We start from the raw sequence: 18,101 nt of genomic DNA on the forward strand, positions 1-18,101 counted from the left end.
TCGATCGCTACATGGAATTTTCTATCGCTGCACTGCTGGCAAATTTTACAGAAGACAAATTAGTGGCTCCCAAAGCACTAGAAAAAAAACTCGACTGCAATGATGAAACCAGTCAACTCAAACTTCAAATCGCATTAGAAGCTCTAGAGAAAATTGGCATATTAGTCAAAGACAAAGGCCGCTATCGTCGAGTAGCTGAAGATGACGTGGTAGAAGCAAAACTGCGCTGTTCGAGCAAAGGATTTTGCTTTGCAATTCAAGATGCTGAAGGTTCAGAAGACGTTTATGTGCGGGAAAGTCACCTCTCGACTGCTTGGAATGGCGATCGAGTTTTAGTGAAAATTATCAAAGAAGGTAGCCGCCGCCGATCGCCCGAAGGCGAAGTTATGCTGATCCTCGAACGCGCTAACCCCTCGGTACTGGCGCGAGTCAAGCAAACCGCCACCCCCACCGGCCGCGTCAGCTACAGAGCAATTCCCCTGGACGATCGCCTGTTGTTTGAACTAGACTTGCTCGCCAACGGTACAAATCTCCAAGAGGCGATCGACCATTTAGTACACGTCGAAGTCAAACGCTATCCCCTGGGAACCCACCGCCCAGTCGGGAAAGTAGTACAGGTACTCGGTTCCGACGCCGAAGCCGCCGACGACCTCGACATCGTATGCTGCAAGCACGACTTGCCGCGCTCCTTCCCCGCAGCCGTCATCAAAGCAGCCGAAAATTTGCCCAGCAAAGTCAAAAAAACCGACATCAAAAAACGGCTAGATTTGCGGAACATCTTGACTGTTACCTTCAGCAGAAATGAACCGATAGAAACCAACGGCGAAAATGATGCCCCGAAAACTCAGCAGGAAAGTTTCTCAGACGACGCAACCGAAAACGAGTTTGACCCCACCTCATTCCTCTCAGATCCGCCAATAGAACACGCATTGTCGATCGAAAGTCTGAAGTCCGGCGGCTGGCAAGTTGGAATCCACGTCACCGACGCCGCCGAGTACGTACAGCCCGAAACTCCCCTAGATCGCGAAGCCCGCAAACGAGGCACAGCAGCCCATTTGGGAGAAAAAATCATCGCCGTAGTGCCAGAACTCCTCAACGAGCGCTGCTCCCTGCTGCTAGACACCGAACGGCTGGCATTCAGCATCATGCTCACCCTAGACGAATCAGGAGAACTCCTAGAATACGAAATTCAAACCAGCGTCATTCACATTGACTACCAGCTAACCTACGAGCAAGCTCAAGCAATTATCGAACCAGGCTCCGATGCCGAAGATCCCGCTTTATCCTCCGCCCTCCGTCCTTTCCTCGCTCAAATCTCCGCAGCCTCAAAGGCTGCCAGACAGGCGAGGCTCAAGCGGGGAGCTTTTGAACTAAATTTGCCAGATGCTAACTCTCACTTCGACGACGAAGGCGAATTAGGAGCTTTTGCAACGGCTCCCGCCGCCCAGTCGGCTGTCTCGGAGTTGGTCGTACTTGCCAACGAAGCTGTCGCCACTCACCTGCAAGCCTTGGGAGTGCCAGCAATCTACCGCGTCCAACCGATGCCAGATCCAGCAGACATTCAAGAGTTCATCAAACTCTCCAACAACCTCGGAGGCGAACTGTATCTCGAAAACGAGGAAGAAGTTCTGCCCTTTGACTTCCAGCGATTTACCCAACAGTTTGCCGGCCTCAAGTCCGAAAGAGTTCTCACCTACCTGCTCGAAGACACGATGAAGCCCGCTGTTTACAGCACAACTCCCAAGCCGCACTTCGGTTTGGCCCTGTCAGATGGCTACACGCGCTGCACTTCGCCGCTTTCCCGCTACGCCGATTTGCTGGTGCTGCGGGTGTTGCACGCTGTGTTAGAGCAAGGCCGCAGCAGCCGCACAACTCGTGCGAAAGAAAAAGTCAACCTGCACCATTCCTCCTGTCACGGTCAAATTACTTGGAATGTCCTGCCGCCAGACTTGCACCACGAGTTTGAGACAGAGTTTGCAGCGGCGGTGGTACACCTGACGGAACGCGAAAGGGTTGCTGAGGATGCCGAAAGCGATTTGCAGGGATTGAAGAAAACTGGATTGATGAAAGAGCGCACCGGTCAAACTTTCCAGGGTTTGATTACAGGGGTGCAGTCTTACGGTTTCTTTGTGGAAATTGAGGTGCGGCCGCCGGAAAGTGAACTTTTGCGAGTTGAAGGGTTGGTGCACGTTTCTTCGCTGAAGGATGATTGGTATGAATATCGATCGCGCCAGCAAACTCTAGTTGGTCGCAAAAACCGCAATCAGTACCGTTTGGGCGATCGGGTAGAAGTTCAAGTCAAAAGCGTTGACTACTACCGCCAACAAATTGACTTAGTTGCAGTTGGTGGTGGCAGCCAAGCTTTTGATGATGAGGAATAGTCAGGTGACAGTTGACAGTTGACAGTTGACAGTTGACAGTTGACAGTTGATTTTCCTCAATACTTAGTTGTCATTGTCTAGCAACTAAGTATTGATAAATTGGGAGCAAACTATAGTCATAAATCATCCAAAAATAATTAACAACAGTCAACAGTCAACGGGAGCATCTCAGTTTTGATTTTATAGTGCTGTCCCCGCTCGCGATCTATCCAACTCGCGAGCTCTTAAGCTCGCACTGTGAAGAAATTGCTTTTTTGCAAAAGGTGAGATGCTCCCACAGTCAACTAATAACTAACAAATAACAACTAACAAATAACAACTAACAAATAACAAATGACAAATAACTACCCGCTGATTGTAGGAGTGACTGGAGCATCGGGACTGATTTACGCCGTGCGGACTTTAAAATATCTGTTGGAAGCCGATCGCGCCGTCGAACTGGTAGCATCAAAATCTACCTACATAGTTTGGCAAAGCGAACAGAACATCCGAATGCCCGCAGAACCGACTTTGCAAGAAGAATTCTGGCGAGAACAAGCAGGAGTACCCAATTCTGGCAAACTCCGGTGTCATCCCTGGCAAGATGTTGGTGCTAATATTGCTAGCGGATCGTTTCGCACCGAAGGGATGATGATTATTCCCTGTAGCATGAGTACACTAGGCAAGTTGGCGGCTGGCTTGAGCTCGGATTTACTCGAAAGAGCGGCCGACGTTCAGCTCAAGGAAGGGCGAAAATTGGTACTTGTACCTAGAGAAACCCCTTTTAGTTTGATTCACCTGCGGAATTTAACTACCTTAGCGGAAGCTGGAGCTAGAATAGTGCCAGCGATTCCTGCTTGGTATCACAATCCGCAAACTATTGAAGATTTGGTAGACTTTGTTGTGGCTCGGGCTTTAGATCAGTTGGGGGTTGATTGCGTTCCTCTCAAACGCTGGAAGGAAGAAGAGTAGTCAGTTGGCAGTTGGCAGTTGGCAGTTGGCAGTTGATAGTTGATAGTTGGCAGTTGGCAGTTGGCAGTTGGCAGTTGGCAGTTGATAGTTGATAGTTGGCAGTTGGCAGTTGGCAGTTGATAGTTGATAGTTGATAGTTGACAATAATCAATAATCAATAACCAATAACCATTACCCATTACCAATTACCAATTACCAATTACCAATTACCAATTACCCATTACCAATTACCCATTACCAATTACCCATTACCCATTACCCATTACCCATTACCAATTACCAATTACCCATTACCAATTACCCATTACCAATTACCCATTACCCATTACCCATTACCCATTACCAATTACCCATTACCAATTAAAATTTGATATGCGTCCTGTATTATTGCTCGTGATTGTGGTAGGGCTAACTATTTTTGCCTTACAAAATGTGGAGCCGGCATTATCGCTGGTATTTTTGGGAATTCGATCGCCCGCTTTACCCTTATCTATCTGGATTTTGCTCAGCATGGGGACGGGAGTTGTCACGTCTTTATTGATTTCTGCTTTGCTTTCCTTTTCAAATTACCTATCTCAAACACGAACTCCCAGCGGGCGCAACATTCGCAGCCGTGAGGCTGTCTCAGCAGACAGGAGAACAGCTTACGCGCCTCCTCCTCCTCCCAGAAAACAGGAGATTGACCCCGATTTTGAGACGGAAAATAGCCAAACTTCCGATCGAACTGAGTACGGGACACCGGCAGGCTACACTCCGCAGACTTTCCAACCAGAAACTCCAAACCCTGCTGTTGCCAAGAATTACAATCAACCGACAATTATTCAAGCCGCAGATGATGAAGATGATTGGGTTTCAGATGGCTCAAAATCGGTCTCTGGCGGCAGCGATGATGATTGGGGGGACGATCGCGATTTTGCCGATCGACCGCAGGTAAATGACGTTCCAGCAGCAAATCCGAGGGCTTACGAATCGAAGCAGGAACCAAAAAGCAAGTCTTGGGCTGGCTCAGTATACTCCTATGGCTATCGAGATCCCAGCAAGTCGGGGGTGGGACAAACAGAGTCTGTCTACGATGCAGAGTATCGAGTGCTGGTTCCCCCGCAAGATCCCATACCTCCAGGGGGTGGCGCCCAAGTACCCCAAAATCCTAGTGCAGACACAGAGGATGATTGGGGATTGGATGAGGATGATGTCTTTGATGAGGACGACTCACGTCCCAGCGACGGCCCGATTAACCTGAAAAAATAGCAAAATATTGGAGGATTTGACGGTGGATTTGTTGAGGGGAGTTAATATCTATCTCGTCGGGATGATGGGTGTGGGCAAAACCACGGTGGGGCGGATTTTGGCAAGGGAATTAAAATACCGTTTTTTTGATACGGATGAACTAATTGTGCGAGTTGCTAATCAGTCAATTGCTGAGATTTTCGATCGCGAAGGCGAAGAGGCTTTTCGGGAATTAGAAACGAAAGTGCTCGGCGAATTGGCTGCTTATCAAAATTCGATCGTGGCTACGGGCGGCGGTATTGTTGCCCGATCAACAAATTGGGGTTACTTGCATTACGGTATCGTGGTGTGGCTGGATGTGCCGATAAACCAATTGTGCGATCGACTGCGATCGGACAGCACTCGGCCCCTACTGCGGGAGGGAGACCTCAAATCTAAGTTGGAAAGCCTTTTGAGCGAACGAGAGCGTTTCTACGCTCAAGCAGATGTCCGAGTTGGCATTTCCGGAGGCGAAAGGCCTGAAGAAGTTGCGCGTCGGGCGATCGAGGAAATCAAAAAAGTTCTAGAGGAAGGAAGAAGGAAGAAGGAAGAAGGAAGAGGGAAGTCGGAAGAAGAAAGCAACGGTTTCGACAATTAAAAACGTCCTAACCCTCTGGCTCGGTTGCTCGATCGGATCTAAAACAGAGTCTGATATCAATTGAGACAGTCATAAAGCGGGTTTCTGGGAAAATAGCCGATTTTTGATGACTTGTGAATTCCGTAAAAATACTGATTTCTGGGTGAGTGTGTCGGTTTTACCACCGAATATTTGGGAATCAACCGGGTTTGAATAAATGTGGCGCGTAAGTTTTATTAAGTGTGAGGATTAAGCGATGGAGCTTTTGTGCAAAAACTAATGGCAGACTCGTCTGATGCGTTAAAGTCGGCTATTGAGTTCTCTCTAAAAATAAAATGGCCCCACCGCTGAAGGGCTGTAGGGCGCAAGGACAGTTAAACGCTAACCTCATTGTCGGAAAAATTAGCATTGATGTTATCCTCCTGTGTGACGATTTTGCGATCGTCCATTGACTCATCAATGCTCTCGTATCAAAAAATGTAACCCAAGATCGATCGAATTCAACCTGTCCTATTCTAAAAACAATACCTCATGCATTCTGACGAGCAGCTCCCTAAAGCTGCTTTTTTATTGGGATTTAGTTTTTGGCTGCCGGAGTTACGGATCTTGGGAATAAGATTTTGAACAACAGTCGCTACAGATTGATATTGCCATAGTGGTTTTCAGTTGCACTCCAGGTTCATTAATTGGTAATGGGGAATTGGGAATTGGTAATTGGTAATTGGGAAGCTCTACCTCATGAAATTTGAAAACTGCTAGAATTAAGGCCCGAAGACCTTAGTCGGGGGCGGTGGGTATTGAAAAAAACGATATGTATTTATTGATGAGCGATCGCATAGTTTTGCGCTAAATATCCGTTGCGAGTTGTAGAATTTGGTTGGGTGAATTGCCCGTTCCTCATTAAGGTAATACTAGCCTGCCTGTTCTTGACAAAAACTCGATCGCTCCGCCCACCCCCAAACCAGTTAAAGAAATAGTAGCTAATATCGCAAAAGTCCGCCATCTTTGGTGCCCAAACATTTGAATATCTAGTCTTGCCAAAGCTCCGGCTGAAGTCAAGACTAAAACCGTCACAAAAAGGTGCATCCAGGTAACAACTATAACTGCCAAAAAAGCTCCTACAATAATCGAAATAAAAGCCCCACTATCACTCGAAAACCAGCGCATGAGCCATCTTTTTATCTCCTTCAGCGGGAATGACAACGCGATAGCTAACACTAAAACAGCAGCCACGGCGAAAAACCAAGTCAGGTGCGGGGGAATATCAAATTCAGATAATTTCCAGCCAAAAATGAAATAAGTAACAAAAAGTAGAGTTAAGGAAAACCAAGAATTTAGTTTCATTCGATATACAAATTAGGGGAACCAAGCAACATAAAGATGACCCCGCCCAAAAACGGTTATTTGCTTGCCGGCACTCATAATGGTCGATTCCAAAATTTTAGACTCATGCTTAAACTTCCAGATTCACGGCGCTACGAGTAAATCTAAAATTATTCAATCTAAAATCTAAAATCGGCTGACCCGATAAATTTGTGTGCGGGCTTAGAGGTTAGTAGAAATAGCTTGCACCGGACAAGTAGGGATGCACTGCTCGCAGACGATACAGCGCGATCGAGCAAACGTTAGTTTAAAGCTTTCTGGGTCAAGGGTCAAGGCTTCTGTCGGGCAAACCCCCGTGCACAAGCCGCAGTGAACGCAGGTATCTTCGTCGATGAGTATTTCCCTGCTGGCTAGGGAAACGCCGATATTTTGCGATCGCATCCAGTCGATCGCCGCTTCTAGTTGGTCAATGTCCCCTGATAACTCTAGCACCAGTTTGCCCACTTGATTCGGAGCCACCTGAGCGCGGATAATGTTGGCTGCAACATTAAAATCCTTGGCCAGTCGATAGGTGACAGGCATTTGGATCGATCGTTGTGGAAACGTCAGCGTTACCCGTTTTTTCACTGTTACCTCGGTAATTTACAAACACAATCTTTCTTATCTTATTGTTTTAGCGCACTTGCTCTAATTACTGGCCTCAGCCAATTTTTTGATGAGATTGGTCTGATTATCTCAAAATGTGGTATAATTTAAAGTGTTTATTAAAAATAAAAACATAGAAATAAGATCCCAATTTATTTTATGAGTCTTAATTCGCCCAACTCAACTCCTGCACCCGCAGATTCCGAAATAAATGCCGCCGCGCGCGTCAGAAACTTATTGATCGTATTAGCAGCGATCGCCCTTTCAGTATCCCTCTTCTTAGGAGTGCGAACTCAAACGCCATCAAGCAGTCTCACCGAAATGGCAAAAGCCTCCGCACCGATAGCAACAGCCTTAACAAACGGCAAGCCAACACTCATGGAATTTTACGCTGATTGGTGCGGTAGCTGTCAAGCAATGGCTAAGGACTTAAGCGCCATCAAACAGAAATATGCCGAACCAATGAATTTTGTCATGCTGAATGTAGACAATGACAAATGGCTGCCAGAAATCAGCAAATATCGAGTAGATGGCATTCCACACTTTGTCTATTTGAATAATAAAGGCAGCAGCGTTGCTGAAACGATCGGCGAAACACCGCGCAGTATTATGGAAGATAATTTAGAGGCTTTAATTGCAGGAAAACCAATACCGCACTCGCAATCTTCCGGTCAAGTTTCTGATTTTACTCCCGCCACAGGCCCTGTAAAAACAAGCAGTTCAGACCCGCGCGCCCACGGAAGTCAAGTACAGTAAATTAAGGAAGAAGGAAGAGGGAACAGGCATCTTGCCTGTTGCTATTTGTGGGAGCATCTCAGTTTTGCATTTACAGTGCTGTCCCCGCACAGCAAAGCTTGTACAAGCTTTGCTGTGCGGGGACAGCACTACGATAAAAAATGCTTCTTGCAAAACTGAGATGCTCCCCTATTTGTGATAATGCAAGATGCTTGTTCCACAATCAATAAACATTCTTGTGGAACAGGCATCTTGCCTGTTCCTATTTGCGATAACTTACAGAAATTCAACAGCCGATCGCAACTTATGTCAATTTCGGTTGAGGGCGACTACCTCTAAAGGAATATTCAAAAAAACTTTATTTACATTTTATTGAATTTTATTATAATTGCAAAAAGTGGAGTGTAAATAGTCGATCGCTCCCAATCAACAATAAAATGCGATCGAAAAGAAGTTGGTCGCAATCCCCCGATTCATGCCTTCGCAGGCTGAGTGAGACCCTAAACTTTTCAATCTAAAATCGAATAATCCCCAATAGTCTAATCTAAAATCTCTAATCTAAAATCGCATGACAGCCGACAAACCCGGATTCAGCATTAGCAGCATCTCAATCCGCCGCCACATCGGCACTATAATGCTGACATTGGCGATCGTCGTAGTGGGCATTTTCTACATCACCCAACTGCCCGTTGACTTGCTACCCTCCATCACCTATCCCCGCATCAGCGTGCGCCTAGACGCACCGGGAGTCTCCCCAGAAGTCGCAGTTGACGAAATTACCCGCCCCCTCGAACAAGGACTTTCCGCCACAGAAGGAGTCACGCAAGTGTTTTCCCGCACCCGCGAAGGACAAGTCAGCGTCGATTTATTCTTCAAACCCGGCGGAGATATCAACCAAGCCCTCAACGACGCCACAGCCTCCGTCAACCGCATTCGCAACCGACTTCCCGATACCGTTGCATCCCCCACTCTATTTAAATTTGACCCTTCCCAACAGCCGGTTTACGAATTTGCGCTGACTTCAGACTCGCGCCAAGGCGTAGATTTGCGAGTATTCGCCGATGACGAATTAGCCAGGGAAATTAATGTAATTCCCGGAGTAGCTTCCGTTGACGTTTCCGGCGGCGTTCAAGAAGAAATTCAAGTTAATATTGACCTGAACCGGCTGCAAAGTTTAGGAGTTAATCTTAACGATGTTTTTAGTGCTTTGCGCGATCGCAATTTAGACACTTCCGGCGGCCGACTGCGCCAAGAATCCAACGAACCGCTGACTCGCACAATCGGTCGATTTAAAACAGCCGCCGAAATCAACAACCTTTCCTTTCAAATATCCGGTTCCAACCCGCCAAAACGAGTTTACCTGCGCGATTTTGCCAAAGTCAACGACGGCACAGAAGAACAGCGAGTCAAAGTTTTTCTCAATCAAAAACCCGCCGTTAAAATCAGCATTTTGAAACAGCCGGACGCCAACACAATTACTGTTGTAGACGGCGTAAAAAATCGCCTCAAAGAAATGCAGAAAGCGGGCTTGATTTCGGCAGATATGAAAGTAGTTACTACCTTAGACGAATCCCGCTTTATCCGCAATTCCTTAGCCGATGTAGCGAATGCGGGAATTTCCGGGGCCGTCTTGGCTGCGATCGCCGTTTTGTTCTTTTTAGGTTCCCTCAGACAAACGCTGATTATCTCTCTGACTATTCCCCTGTGTACTTTAGCTGCGATTATTTTAATGCGGCTGTTCGGCTTGTCGCTGAACTTGTTTAGTTTGGGCGGTTTAGCCTTGGGAATCGGTCAGGCAATTGACACCAGCGTAGTTATTTTAGAAAATATTGTAGTCGGTTTAAACAGCAACCCCGACCTCAAAAAAGGCAAAATCAAAAATCGCAAAGAACTCACAATAGAAGAGTCGGTAATGCGAAGTCAAGAAGTAGAATCAGCAATGGTTGCTTCCACGGCGGCGAACTTAGTATCGGTGCTGCCATTTTTGCTGATTGGCGGCTTCTTTTCCCTGCTATTTAGCGAATTAATTTTGACAATTTGCTTTGCAGTAGCAGCATCTTTGCTAGTAGCTGTAACTGTAGTACCGATGCTGACTTCTCGCTTGATGGGAATGTCTTATTCTAGCGGCGTCAGTCAATTCGGGCCGATAAAACATTTCAACCGCGGCTTTGAAAACGGCACGCGGGCTTACGGTGCGGTGCTGTCAAAAGTGCTGGGTTTGCGCTTAATTATCATTCCACTGGCTTTTATAATTTTAGGCTGCGGAACTTGGGTGATGGCAAGTCAAATTCCCCAGGAAATATTGCCAAGAATCAATACCAGCCAAGCCCGATTATTTGCTTTGTTTCCTCCCGGTACTAACTTGGAAACCAATCAAAAAGTAGTTGCAGCCGCCGATAAACTGCTGCTCGCACAGCCAGAAACCGAGTATACTTTAACCACAGCCGGAGGGCTGCTGTTCGGCAACAATACGATCGAGAATTTGCTCCGGGGAAGCAGCACGATTACGCTGAAAAAAGGCACAAATACGATCGCCTTTACGGAAAGAATGACTGAGGAATTAAGGAAAATAGACGTTCCAAAAGGCACTCGCCTGCGCTTAGTCCCAGAGGGAATCAGGGGTTTAGTGTTAACGAATTCCCCAGTCAGGGGCGGCGAAATTGATGTCATACTTCAGGGCCCAACCGAAAAATCATTGCAAGAAGCAGGCCGTAAGATATTAAAAGAATTGGATGAAAAGGTAAAATTAGCGCGGTTTCGGCCGGATGGAGACGCGCCGCAGTCGGAAGTGCAAATCCGTCCTGACTGGGAAAGAGCTTCTTTGTACGGGCTCAGTGCCCGAGACATTGGGGAGACGGTTCAAACAGCAATTGAAGGTTCTGTTCCGACTCAAGTGCAGCGGGGAAACCGTTTGGTAGACGTGCGCGTGCAGTTCGATCGCACTTCTGTCAAATCGATCGCCCAACTCGGACAAATTCCCTTATCTGGCAATAATAGCATCGTCCGTTTGAGCGATGTGGCAAAAATTGCGATCGGCCAAGCGCCGGGAGAAATTCAGCGTCTCAACCAGCGGCAAGTTTTCTTAGTTGTGGGAAACTTAAATCGCGGTGCAAGTTTGGGCGATGCTGTCAAACAAGTCGATGCAGTTTTATCAGAAATAAAGCTGCCGCCAGGAGTTACAATTGTGCCGAGTTCGGCTGCGGAAACCAACCAGCAATTGCAAACTTCTCTGAAACTTTTGGGCGGATTGGCGACTTTTTTAGTGTTTGTCGCGATGGCGGTACAGTACAATTCTCTAGTCGATCCGCTGGTGATTTTGCTGACAGTGCCGCTGGCGTTGGCTGGGGGTGTTTTCGGGCTGTACGTGACCAAAACTGCGATCGGGGCGACGGTGATGATCGGGGCAATTTTGCTCGTAGGAATTATCGTGAATAACGGCATTATTATGGTAGAATTAGCCAACCAAATTCGGGAAGACGAAAAGGTCGATCGCGCGACAGCAATTGTCAGGGCGGCACCTCAACGTTTGCGTCCGATTTTGATGACAACTATTACCACAGTTTTGGGTTTGTTTCCCCTCGCTTTGGGAATTGGAGAAGGTTCGGAGTTTCTGCAACCTTTGGGGGTTGTGGTGTTTTCGGGTTTGTCGCTGGCGACGCTGCTGACGCTGTTTATTATTCCGTGTTTTTATATTTTGCTGCACGATTTCTTTGGGATGTTTGGGGCGAAGAAGAAACCGCAAGCGGTTGCTGTTCCCGTGCAGAAGGCGGGGGGGAAAACTACGAATTGATGATAATTTAGTGCCAGCAAATACGCGCTTTACCGCAGTCCGGCAGGGGTTTAAACCCCTGCCTCAATATCTACAGTCGGTTTTTAACCGACTGTAGATATTGAGGGAAAGTGCGATGATTTTAGTTCTCTTCCAGAGGACTTTTGCTATGAGACAGGGGTTGAAAACCCCTGTCGGACTGGGAAACTTAGCAACAATACCAATACAGCATTTGATGTTAAGCGCGATCGCCCTTCACAAGATTTATCATCGCCCCCCATCATATTTCAAGCCTTTAAGGGACACCCCAGCCACCCCAGCCGACGCCCCACCAGCACCCCACAGACTGATATTTTGTAGCCTCAGTCTCATAAAGTTACATTCCGTTACAATAAAAAAGTAAACAGAACTTGCAGGCGAGCTTAAGAATCAATGCGCTTAATCTTAATGACCGGAAAAGGCGGCGTCGGGAAAACCTCCGTAGCCGCTGCTACAGGGCTGCGATGCGCCGAATTGGGATACAAAACCCTAGTGCTGAGCACAGATCCCGCCCACTCCTTGGCCGACAGCTTCGACATGGAACTCGGACATGACGCCCGACTCGTAAAACCCAATTTGTGGGGAGCAGAATTGGACGCCCTCAGAGAATTAGAAGGCAACTGGGGAGCAGTAAAACGCTACATTAGTGAAGTTTTGAGAGCCCAGGGACTTGATGGCGTACAAGCTGAAGAACTAGCCATTTTGCCGGGAATGGACGAAATATTCGGTTTGGTGCGGATGAAACGGCATTACGACGAGGGAATATATGATGTTTTAATTATCGATTCTGCTCCCACCGGCACAGCATTGCGGCTCTTGAGTTTGCCAGAAGTTGGAGGCTGGTACATGAGAAAATTTTACAAGCCATTGCAAGGCATATCAGCCGCCCTCAGACCTTTAGTTGAACCAATTTTTAGACCAATTGCGGGCTTTTCTTTGCCGAACAAAGAGGTGATGGATGCACCTTATGAATTTTATGAGCAAATCGAGGCTCTGGAAAAGATTTTAACTGACAATACTGTGACTTCGGTCAGGTTAATTACTAATCCCGAAAAAATGGTAATTAAAGAGTCTTTGCGCGCCCACGCTTATTTGAGTTTGTACAATGTTGCCACAGATTTAATCGTAGCAAATCGGATTATTCCCGAAGAAGTAACCGATCCCTTTTTCAAGCGCTGGAAAGAAAACCAGCAGCAGTACAAGCAGGAAATTCACGAGAACTTCCGGCCGCTACCAGTGAAAGAAGTGCCGCTTTATTCCGAAGAAATGTGCGGTTTGCCAGCCTTGGAACGCTTGAAAGAAACGCTTTACAAAGACGAAGATCCTAGCAAAGTTTATTACACAGAAAATACGATTAGGATTGTGCAGGACAACAATCAATATGTTCTAGAACTGTATTTGCCGGGAATTGCTAAGGATCAGATTCAGTTGAGCAAAACTGGTGATGAGTTGAATGTTCGGATTGGGAATCACCGCCGCAATATGGTATTGCCGCAAGCTTTAGCTGCACTGCAACCTTCCGGGGCGAAGATGGAGGATGATTATTTGAAGATTAAGTTTGCTTAATTTAACAGGACTTACGCAGGCACAATATAAATAGTTTGCCTGCCTAAGCTCTGTTGAATAGTTCTCTACCGATTCCTTGCCCAGCAAATTCTCTGCGGACGAACAACAACGACAGATGATTCCCTCTCCGAAATGCAATAAAACCAACAACTATCCCATTCCATGTAGCGACTAACTTTTTCTCGCTACTAAAGATTCTTGCTCTTAATTCTTCTAGGTCAGAAATCTTTTTCCATTCGGCAACGCTTTCTGGTGTTCCATCTGTGAGCTCCCATAGATCCGCAGAAGCCCACATACAAGCACTAATTTCTTGTTCGTCCCCAAGCTGCGGAGGTCGATAGGCAATTGAATTCATCATTGTGGTGCGATCGCGATATCAGTCTTCATTCATGGTTGAAATGGTGTACGCTGATGAAAGCGAAGTACCCAACCGCTGGTTGTTCGCGACCCAAGAGAGCTTCTGTGTGTATTAGTGTTAGTCTGCCGATCGCAACAGACGAGTAAAACCCTCTTGGTCAAAGTGTCTATCAGTGGTCAAGGCTTCCAGAATACCTCGATCGCGCATCAACACAAAAATTATACCCTTATACAGAGAATAAGTTCGATCATTTCGCTAGACCTTCCTGTTTGATTTCGTATCCCAATAGTCTAGAGAAGTAATCGAAAGTTTCTTGATGTCTGTCATACATATGTATGACCGAAGCCAATTTCCCATCTACAGTGAATACTCCATCAGGACAAACTTTAAAGCGATTCAAGGATTCGCCAGCAATTGTTAGTACAGGGCCTACGGCATTTTCATGAACTTCAAACGGAATATTATTAAACCCATCAGTATAGAAAAGATGATTAAAGACTGATTGCTCGATACCAATAAAGGGAGTTTTCAAAATTTCTGCACATAGAACTTCAAGGAAAGCATCGACTCCCTTGGAGCTTCCCATAATTGTGCCAATGCAAATAGCTGGTTTGCCTACCACCTTTTGCAAAGCCTTGGAACCGTAGCTATCGCCATACCACTTTGTATCCCAGTAATCGTCACCTCCATATTGGACATCCTGCTTAAAAAAGTGTAATTCTGAGGAATCTACCTCATCAAAAAAGGGTGACTGAAAAGCTACATCTTTTACATCTGACATAAAGACTTTCTTATACTGTGGATTCGTTTTTAGGAAGTCTCTGTAACTGAACCACCGGACAAAATGAGGATGATGCCATAGCTTCAATAGTTGAACGTACATTTCGTAAAATATAACTCTTAATGACGGTATATTTTGAGTTGATAGTGCTAGCCATTTTGTTGGGTAGAGTATACTTCTATTTAGAAGCTTCGAGAACTTATTTACACTAAAGGAATAGGTATTTGGAGTGTATGAAAATGTTACCGAATACTCTTTGGCTATTTGACAAAGCTGATTGTTAACATTATTCGTGCAGATTACTAAGTCGCATACTTGAGGAGCATAAACGCTACGAAGAGTTTTTGCAAATACCTCTAGTCTCTCTGGATTTAGATTAGTTGCAAATCCAAGGACAACATTCTCAATTTGGTAATCAGACATAGTTATAATCCTTCCTCAAAACAGATAAAACCTAACTATAGCAGCCCTAAATCAGTCGAAAAATTGATGGATGCCAGAACCTTTGGAGTGTAAGCGTTTTACTAGCGTATAATGCCAGCAAATCATTTAGGATTGGTATATCTAATATTACAGGCCGTTTAGGCTGATTGTCAAGTTTCTGGCTAAACACCCTATATGGGTTCAAAAGCCGAAAGTTTATGCCTAAAATCCCTATTTTATCTGATTAGACCGAAAGTTTCTGCCCAATCACCCAAATCGTGGTGTTATGTGGAAAATTTCGGGCATTATTATTTAGACCTGCACGCGATCGAGTGCGAGTCAAGCATTAGTCGTAGGGAGTGATTAGTCCGCTCGATCGCTAGCAAGCAACATCAAGTCAGCGCCGATCGCAATCTATTAGGTGATGGATTAATCGTCACACCCACGCTGAGGATCGCAAATTAAATAATTTACACAAGTTTGTGGGATGGGCGGGAGAGCCCGTTCTTTCTGGACGGGCTCTTCTGGCCCATCCCACAAGAATCATCAAATTATAAGTTATTTAATTCTCATTCCTTAGTGCGTCTAAATTAGGCATTCTCACTGTTTTTGAATCAGGATTACTCCAATCAGCAATAATGCAGTTCCTAAGATGCGAGACACGCTGAGAGAAATCTGGGTAACACCAAATGCGCCAGTAGAATCCAAGACAAGTGCCGCAATCATCTGTCCGGCAATCACCAATGAAAAAACCACCGCCACACCTAATTTCGGGATTGCGATCAATGATGCAACAAGATAGTATGCTGCAAAAACCCCACCGAACCAGGCCCATTGTGGAAGAGAATTGAATGCGGGAATGGAGCCCCGATTAGTCGCTCCGCTGGCCCACACTAAAGCGAGTGAAAGCAGAGTTACGAATACTGAGATCATTGTAGTGAGAACCGGAGAGCCGGTTGACGATCGCAAACGCGCATTCCAAGCCATGTGGTGGTAGTGTGTCAGCATCATTTTGCGATCGTCTGCGTTCATAAGACAGTGACTTTTGTAATGAGATGCCGTGTTGTGTTATATCACCACAAGCCATAACTCTTCGTGAACTCCAACGAAATGTCTGGGAGATTGCGAGGCATATCATCCCATGTATTCTGTCCTTGTAATGCTTCTATAACGACTTGAAGTGGCTTTGAGAATATGGCTGGAAAATCCGCCTCTTATGGAAACTGAATCTTAAACGCTAACTGTTCCTGAGGTGGAGTGAATTGAGCGTTGACTCCTTCTTTATTACCTCTGGCATCAACCCGATACCAGCCAACTTCAGGTAAATGGATAGCATTGAAACCGTGCAAGCAGTAAGGCGCACCTCGATCGTCAATACTCAACCGCTGGTAACAAAGACCGGCCGGAATGTCATTTGCTCTTAGTAACGCTGCTAACAAGTGACTTTTCGCATAACAATAACCTGTTTGGCGTTGCTGAATCAGGGTATGAGACGAGAAAAAATGCGAGATTGGAGCCGAAAATGATTTCTGGGATTTTGATTGGGAATTGGAACATCTCCAAATTTCAGATAATGAATTAGTAATTTTATTGAATATTCTAGCATTTGTGACGACTTAGAATAACAAAGAGTTTTTCTTTTTAGCCGAGCCAAGTAATGTCTGAGTCTTGTATTTTCACCCTCAACTCTGGTCATATAGGTTTTGCTGATAATTTGATCTCCCTCCGGCACAAACATTGGGTAAACTTTCCAGCCATCTGTCACATAAAAATAGCAGTTCCATTTACTAACAATCTCCCATAGAGGTTCAAAAGTTTTGGCGCTATGGTCGCCCAAAACCCATCCTAAAATACCTGGCTTAAAATGGTCTACCGCTGTCCACAGCCAGGTTTTGTTTTTTTTTGAACCGACAAATGTTTGTAACTCATCTAATTCTCCAACGGCAGGAGTCGTTTCTGGAGCGTAACAATTTGGCAAGAGTTCTCCAGCTTGTTTTACCCAATTAATAATTGTAGTATGATGTACATTTTTGACTCTTTCAATGGCTCGAAAACCCATGCCATTAACATACATTTTGAGACATTCGCGTTTCACTTCTTCCGAGTATCCTCTTTGAGATTGATAATCATTTACAAATTGTCTTTTACATCTGACGCAAATATAATTCTGCTTGCCTTTTTTGTGACCATTTTTATTGATATGAGTAGACTGACATTCCGGGCATTGCATAATATTCCTTTTAAATGTGTGTGATTTGTGACGCTCCGACGACCATTTCATCATACCCTAGTTCAGCAACGCCACCTGTTTTGTGCTGAAGAACATCGGAAGCTCGACAGGTAACAGGACTCATTTGATAGTCATAACTGTGACGAATTTCATCTCGAACCCACTCAAAACACGCTTTGGCGATCGCCGTTGGTGTCTCATGTCCCGATGCGATTTGTTTAGCACATTCCATAATTTTGGGATGTTGCCAATCAATAAATTCACTCACTTTTAAGTATTCTTCCATTTCCATGACTATTACTCTATTAACAGGATTTAGCATGAATGACTTCGTTTAATGCCTCATCAATCACTGCATCACTGACACCTCGACGCTTCAAACTTGCGACTAGGGCTGTCACTGTCTCGCTCTCAAATCGTTCTAAATCAACGCGCAAACCTTGACCAATATAAGCACGAATTAATGGCTGATAACCCGAAAAACCTAACAATGGTGCAACTTTCTTCAGGTCTTCCACAACATCTTCGGGCATACGGATAGTCACGCTAGTCATTGGACGGTTGCGGTTTAATCGCTGCTTTAATGCTTCAACTTTCATACTCTGCCCTCTCCTGACGAGTTGCTTTACGTGCTGAAATAATCCGAATGACATTCTCTTCACGCTCAATGTGAACCACATACAGTAGATTCCACCGACTATCTAGCCCAATCACAGCATCACGCGCTTCGTCATTGCGGCTGGCATCAACGACAACTAGAAATGGGTCAAAGAAGGATTCAGCAGCTTGTTGAAAAGTAATCCCATCATGATTTAGGGGATTAATCCGCGCTTTTCCGTCATCCCATACAAAGGTAATGCCATTGAGCATGAAGTATACATTCATACTCCTTAGTATAGGTAAAATGTATTTACAATGTCAATACGTTATCATAGTACGGTCTGGTGCAGTGATTTCTTAGACCATATTTACTTTGCGGAGTTCTACGTTGCCTCCTTCAAAGACTTGAACCACGATCGGCATTGGCGATTCCTGGGATCGTACAGATGTCTTGGTT

At 45.5% G+C, this 18,101-nt stretch carries 18 protein-coding genes; 7 read left to right on the forward strand and 11 right to left on the reverse strand.

The features are described 5' to 3' along the window. Window positions 1-11: 11 nt before the first annotated feature. Window positions 12-2,381, forward strand: coding sequence for a ribonuclease R family protein (locus JGK11_RS09455; protein ID WP_293186356.1), 2,370 nt, complete (start codon window positions 12-14; stop codon window positions 2,379-2,381). A 333-nt stretch (window positions 2,382-2,714) separates the two neighbouring features. Beyond that, the gene (locus tag JGK11_RS09460; RefSeq protein ID WP_293190357.1) at window positions 2,715-3,332 is read left to right on the forward strand and encodes a flavin prenyltransferase UbiX; all 618 of its coding nucleotides are present in this window, start codon (window positions 2,715-2,717) and stop codon (window positions 3,330-3,332) included. Here the strand turns inward: JGK11_RS09460 and JGK11_RS09465 are convergent, their stop codons facing one another. Continuing rightward, window positions 3,333-3,476: a hypothetical protein gene (locus JGK11_RS09465; RefSeq protein WP_293186341.1), complete on the reverse strand. Its 144-nt coding sequence runs from the start codon at window positions 3,474-3,476 to the stop codon at window positions 3,333-3,335. It lies immediately after the preceding gene. A gap of 228 nt (window positions 3,477-3,704) precedes the next feature. Here JGK11_RS09465 and JGK11_RS09470 point away from each other — a divergent pair, with 228 nt between their 5' ends. Further along, the gene (locus JGK11_RS09470) at window positions 3,705-4,580 is read left to right on the forward strand and encodes a LapA family protein (protein WP_293186343.1); all 876 of its coding nucleotides are present in this window, start codon (window positions 3,705-3,707) and stop codon (window positions 4,578-4,580) included. Window positions 4,581-4,602: 22 nt separating this feature from the next. Beyond that, window positions 4,603-5,196, forward strand: coding sequence for a shikimate kinase (locus JGK11_RS09475; RefSeq protein ID WP_293186345.1), 594 nt, complete (start codon window positions 4,603-4,605; stop codon window positions 5,194-5,196). A gap of 879 nt (window positions 5,197-6,075) precedes the next feature. Here JGK11_RS09475 and JGK11_RS09480 read toward each other — a convergent pair. Both JGK11_RS09480 and JGK11_RS09485 read right to left on the reverse strand, forming a co-directional pair. After that, window positions 6,076-6,519 carry a hypothetical protein gene (locus JGK11_RS09480; RefSeq protein WP_293186347.1) on the reverse strand — a complete coding sequence of 148 codons (444 nt, stop codon included), beginning with the start codon at window positions 6,517-6,519 and terminating at the stop codon, window positions 6,076-6,078. Window positions 6,520-6,720: 201 nt separating this feature from the next. Next, window positions 6,721-7,125 (reverse strand): NIL domain-containing protein, encoded by a 405-nt coding sequence (locus tag JGK11_RS09485; protein ID WP_293149705.1) that lies wholly within the window; start codon window positions 7,123-7,125, stop codon window positions 6,721-6,723. A 177-nt stretch (window positions 7,126-7,302) separates the two neighbouring features. Here JGK11_RS09485 and JGK11_RS09490 point away from each other — a divergent pair, with 177 nt between their 5' ends. The 3 genes from JGK11_RS09490 (at window position 7,303) to JGK11_RS09500 (ending at window position 13,252) form a co-directional block, all read left to right on the forward strand. Continuing rightward, on the forward strand, window positions 7,303-7,899 hold the full coding sequence (locus tag JGK11_RS09490) for a thioredoxin family protein (RefSeq protein ID WP_293211387.1): 597 nt from the start codon (window positions 7,303-7,305) through the stop codon (window positions 7,897-7,899). 547 nt (window positions 7,900-8,446) lie between these two features. Further along, window positions 8,447-11,668, forward strand: a complete 3,222-nt coding sequence (locus tag JGK11_RS09495; protein WP_293205856.1) for an efflux RND transporter permease subunit — start codon at window positions 8,447-8,449, stop codon at window positions 11,666-11,668. Window positions 11,669-12,079: 411 nt separating this feature from the next. After that, window positions 12,080-13,252, forward strand: coding sequence for a TRC40/GET3/ArsA family transport-energizing ATPase (locus tag JGK11_RS09500; protein ID WP_293186475.1), 1,173 nt, complete (start codon window positions 12,080-12,082; stop codon window positions 13,250-13,252). A 43-nt stretch (window positions 13,253-13,295) separates the two neighbouring features. Here JGK11_RS09500 and JGK11_RS09505 read toward each other — a convergent pair whose 3' ends face one another. The 8 genes from JGK11_RS09505 to JGK11_RS09540 all read right to left on the reverse strand — a co-directional run bounded on the left by JGK11_RS09505 (window position 13,296) and on the right by JGK11_RS09540 (window position 17,929). Then, window positions 13,296-13,610 (reverse strand): GNAT family N-acetyltransferase, encoded by a 315-nt coding sequence (locus tag JGK11_RS09505; RefSeq protein WP_293211389.1) that lies wholly within the window; start codon window positions 13,608-13,610, stop codon window positions 13,296-13,298. 247 nt (window positions 13,611-13,857) lie between these two features. Beyond that, window positions 13,858-14,391 carry a hypothetical protein gene (locus JGK11_RS09510; RefSeq protein WP_293211392.1) on the reverse strand — a complete coding sequence of 178 codons (534 nt, stop codon included), beginning with the start codon at window positions 14,389-14,391 and terminating at the stop codon, window positions 13,858-13,860. A gap of 1,023 nt (window positions 14,392-15,414) precedes the next feature. Continuing rightward, on the reverse strand, window positions 15,415-15,846 hold the full coding sequence (locus JGK11_RS09515) for a DMT family transporter (RefSeq protein WP_293186480.1): 432 nt from the start codon (window positions 15,844-15,846) through the stop codon (window positions 15,415-15,417). Between the two features lie 182 nt (window positions 15,847-16,028). Then, the gene (locus JGK11_RS09520; protein ID WP_366053551.1) at window positions 16,029-16,253 is read right to left on the reverse strand and encodes a transglutaminase family protein; all 225 of its coding nucleotides are present in this window, start codon (window positions 16,251-16,253) and stop codon (window positions 16,029-16,031) included. A 41-nt stretch (window positions 16,254-16,294) separates the two neighbouring features. Next, entirely contained in the window at window positions 16,295-17,044 is a 750-nt protein-coding gene (locus tag JGK11_RS09525; protein WP_293211394.1) for an IS1 family transposase, read from the reverse strand. A gap of 10 nt (window positions 17,045-17,054) precedes the next feature. Next, on the reverse strand, window positions 17,055-17,312 hold the full coding sequence (locus tag JGK11_RS09530; RefSeq protein WP_293211396.1) for a hypothetical protein: 258 nt from the start codon (window positions 17,310-17,312) through the stop codon (window positions 17,055-17,057). 37 nt (window positions 17,313-17,349) lie between these two features. Next, on the reverse strand, window positions 17,350-17,643 hold the full coding sequence (locus tag JGK11_RS09535) for a hypothetical protein (protein ID WP_293205848.1): 294 nt from the start codon (window positions 17,641-17,643) through the stop codon (window positions 17,350-17,352). Then, window positions 17,633-17,929, reverse strand: coding sequence for a BrnT family toxin (locus JGK11_RS09540; RefSeq protein WP_293186486.1), 297 nt, complete (start codon window positions 17,927-17,929; stop codon window positions 17,633-17,635). Before JGK11_RS09540 ends, JGK11_RS09535 begins: the two co-directional genes overlap by 11 nt. Window positions 17,930-18,101 lie beyond the last annotated feature (172 nt).

Origin of the sequence: Microcoleus sp. PH2017_34_RAT_O_A, assembly GCF_020737885.1 — a bacterium.
GTDB lineage: Bacteria > Cyanobacteriota > Cyanobacteriia > Cyanobacteriales > Microcoleaceae > Microcoleus.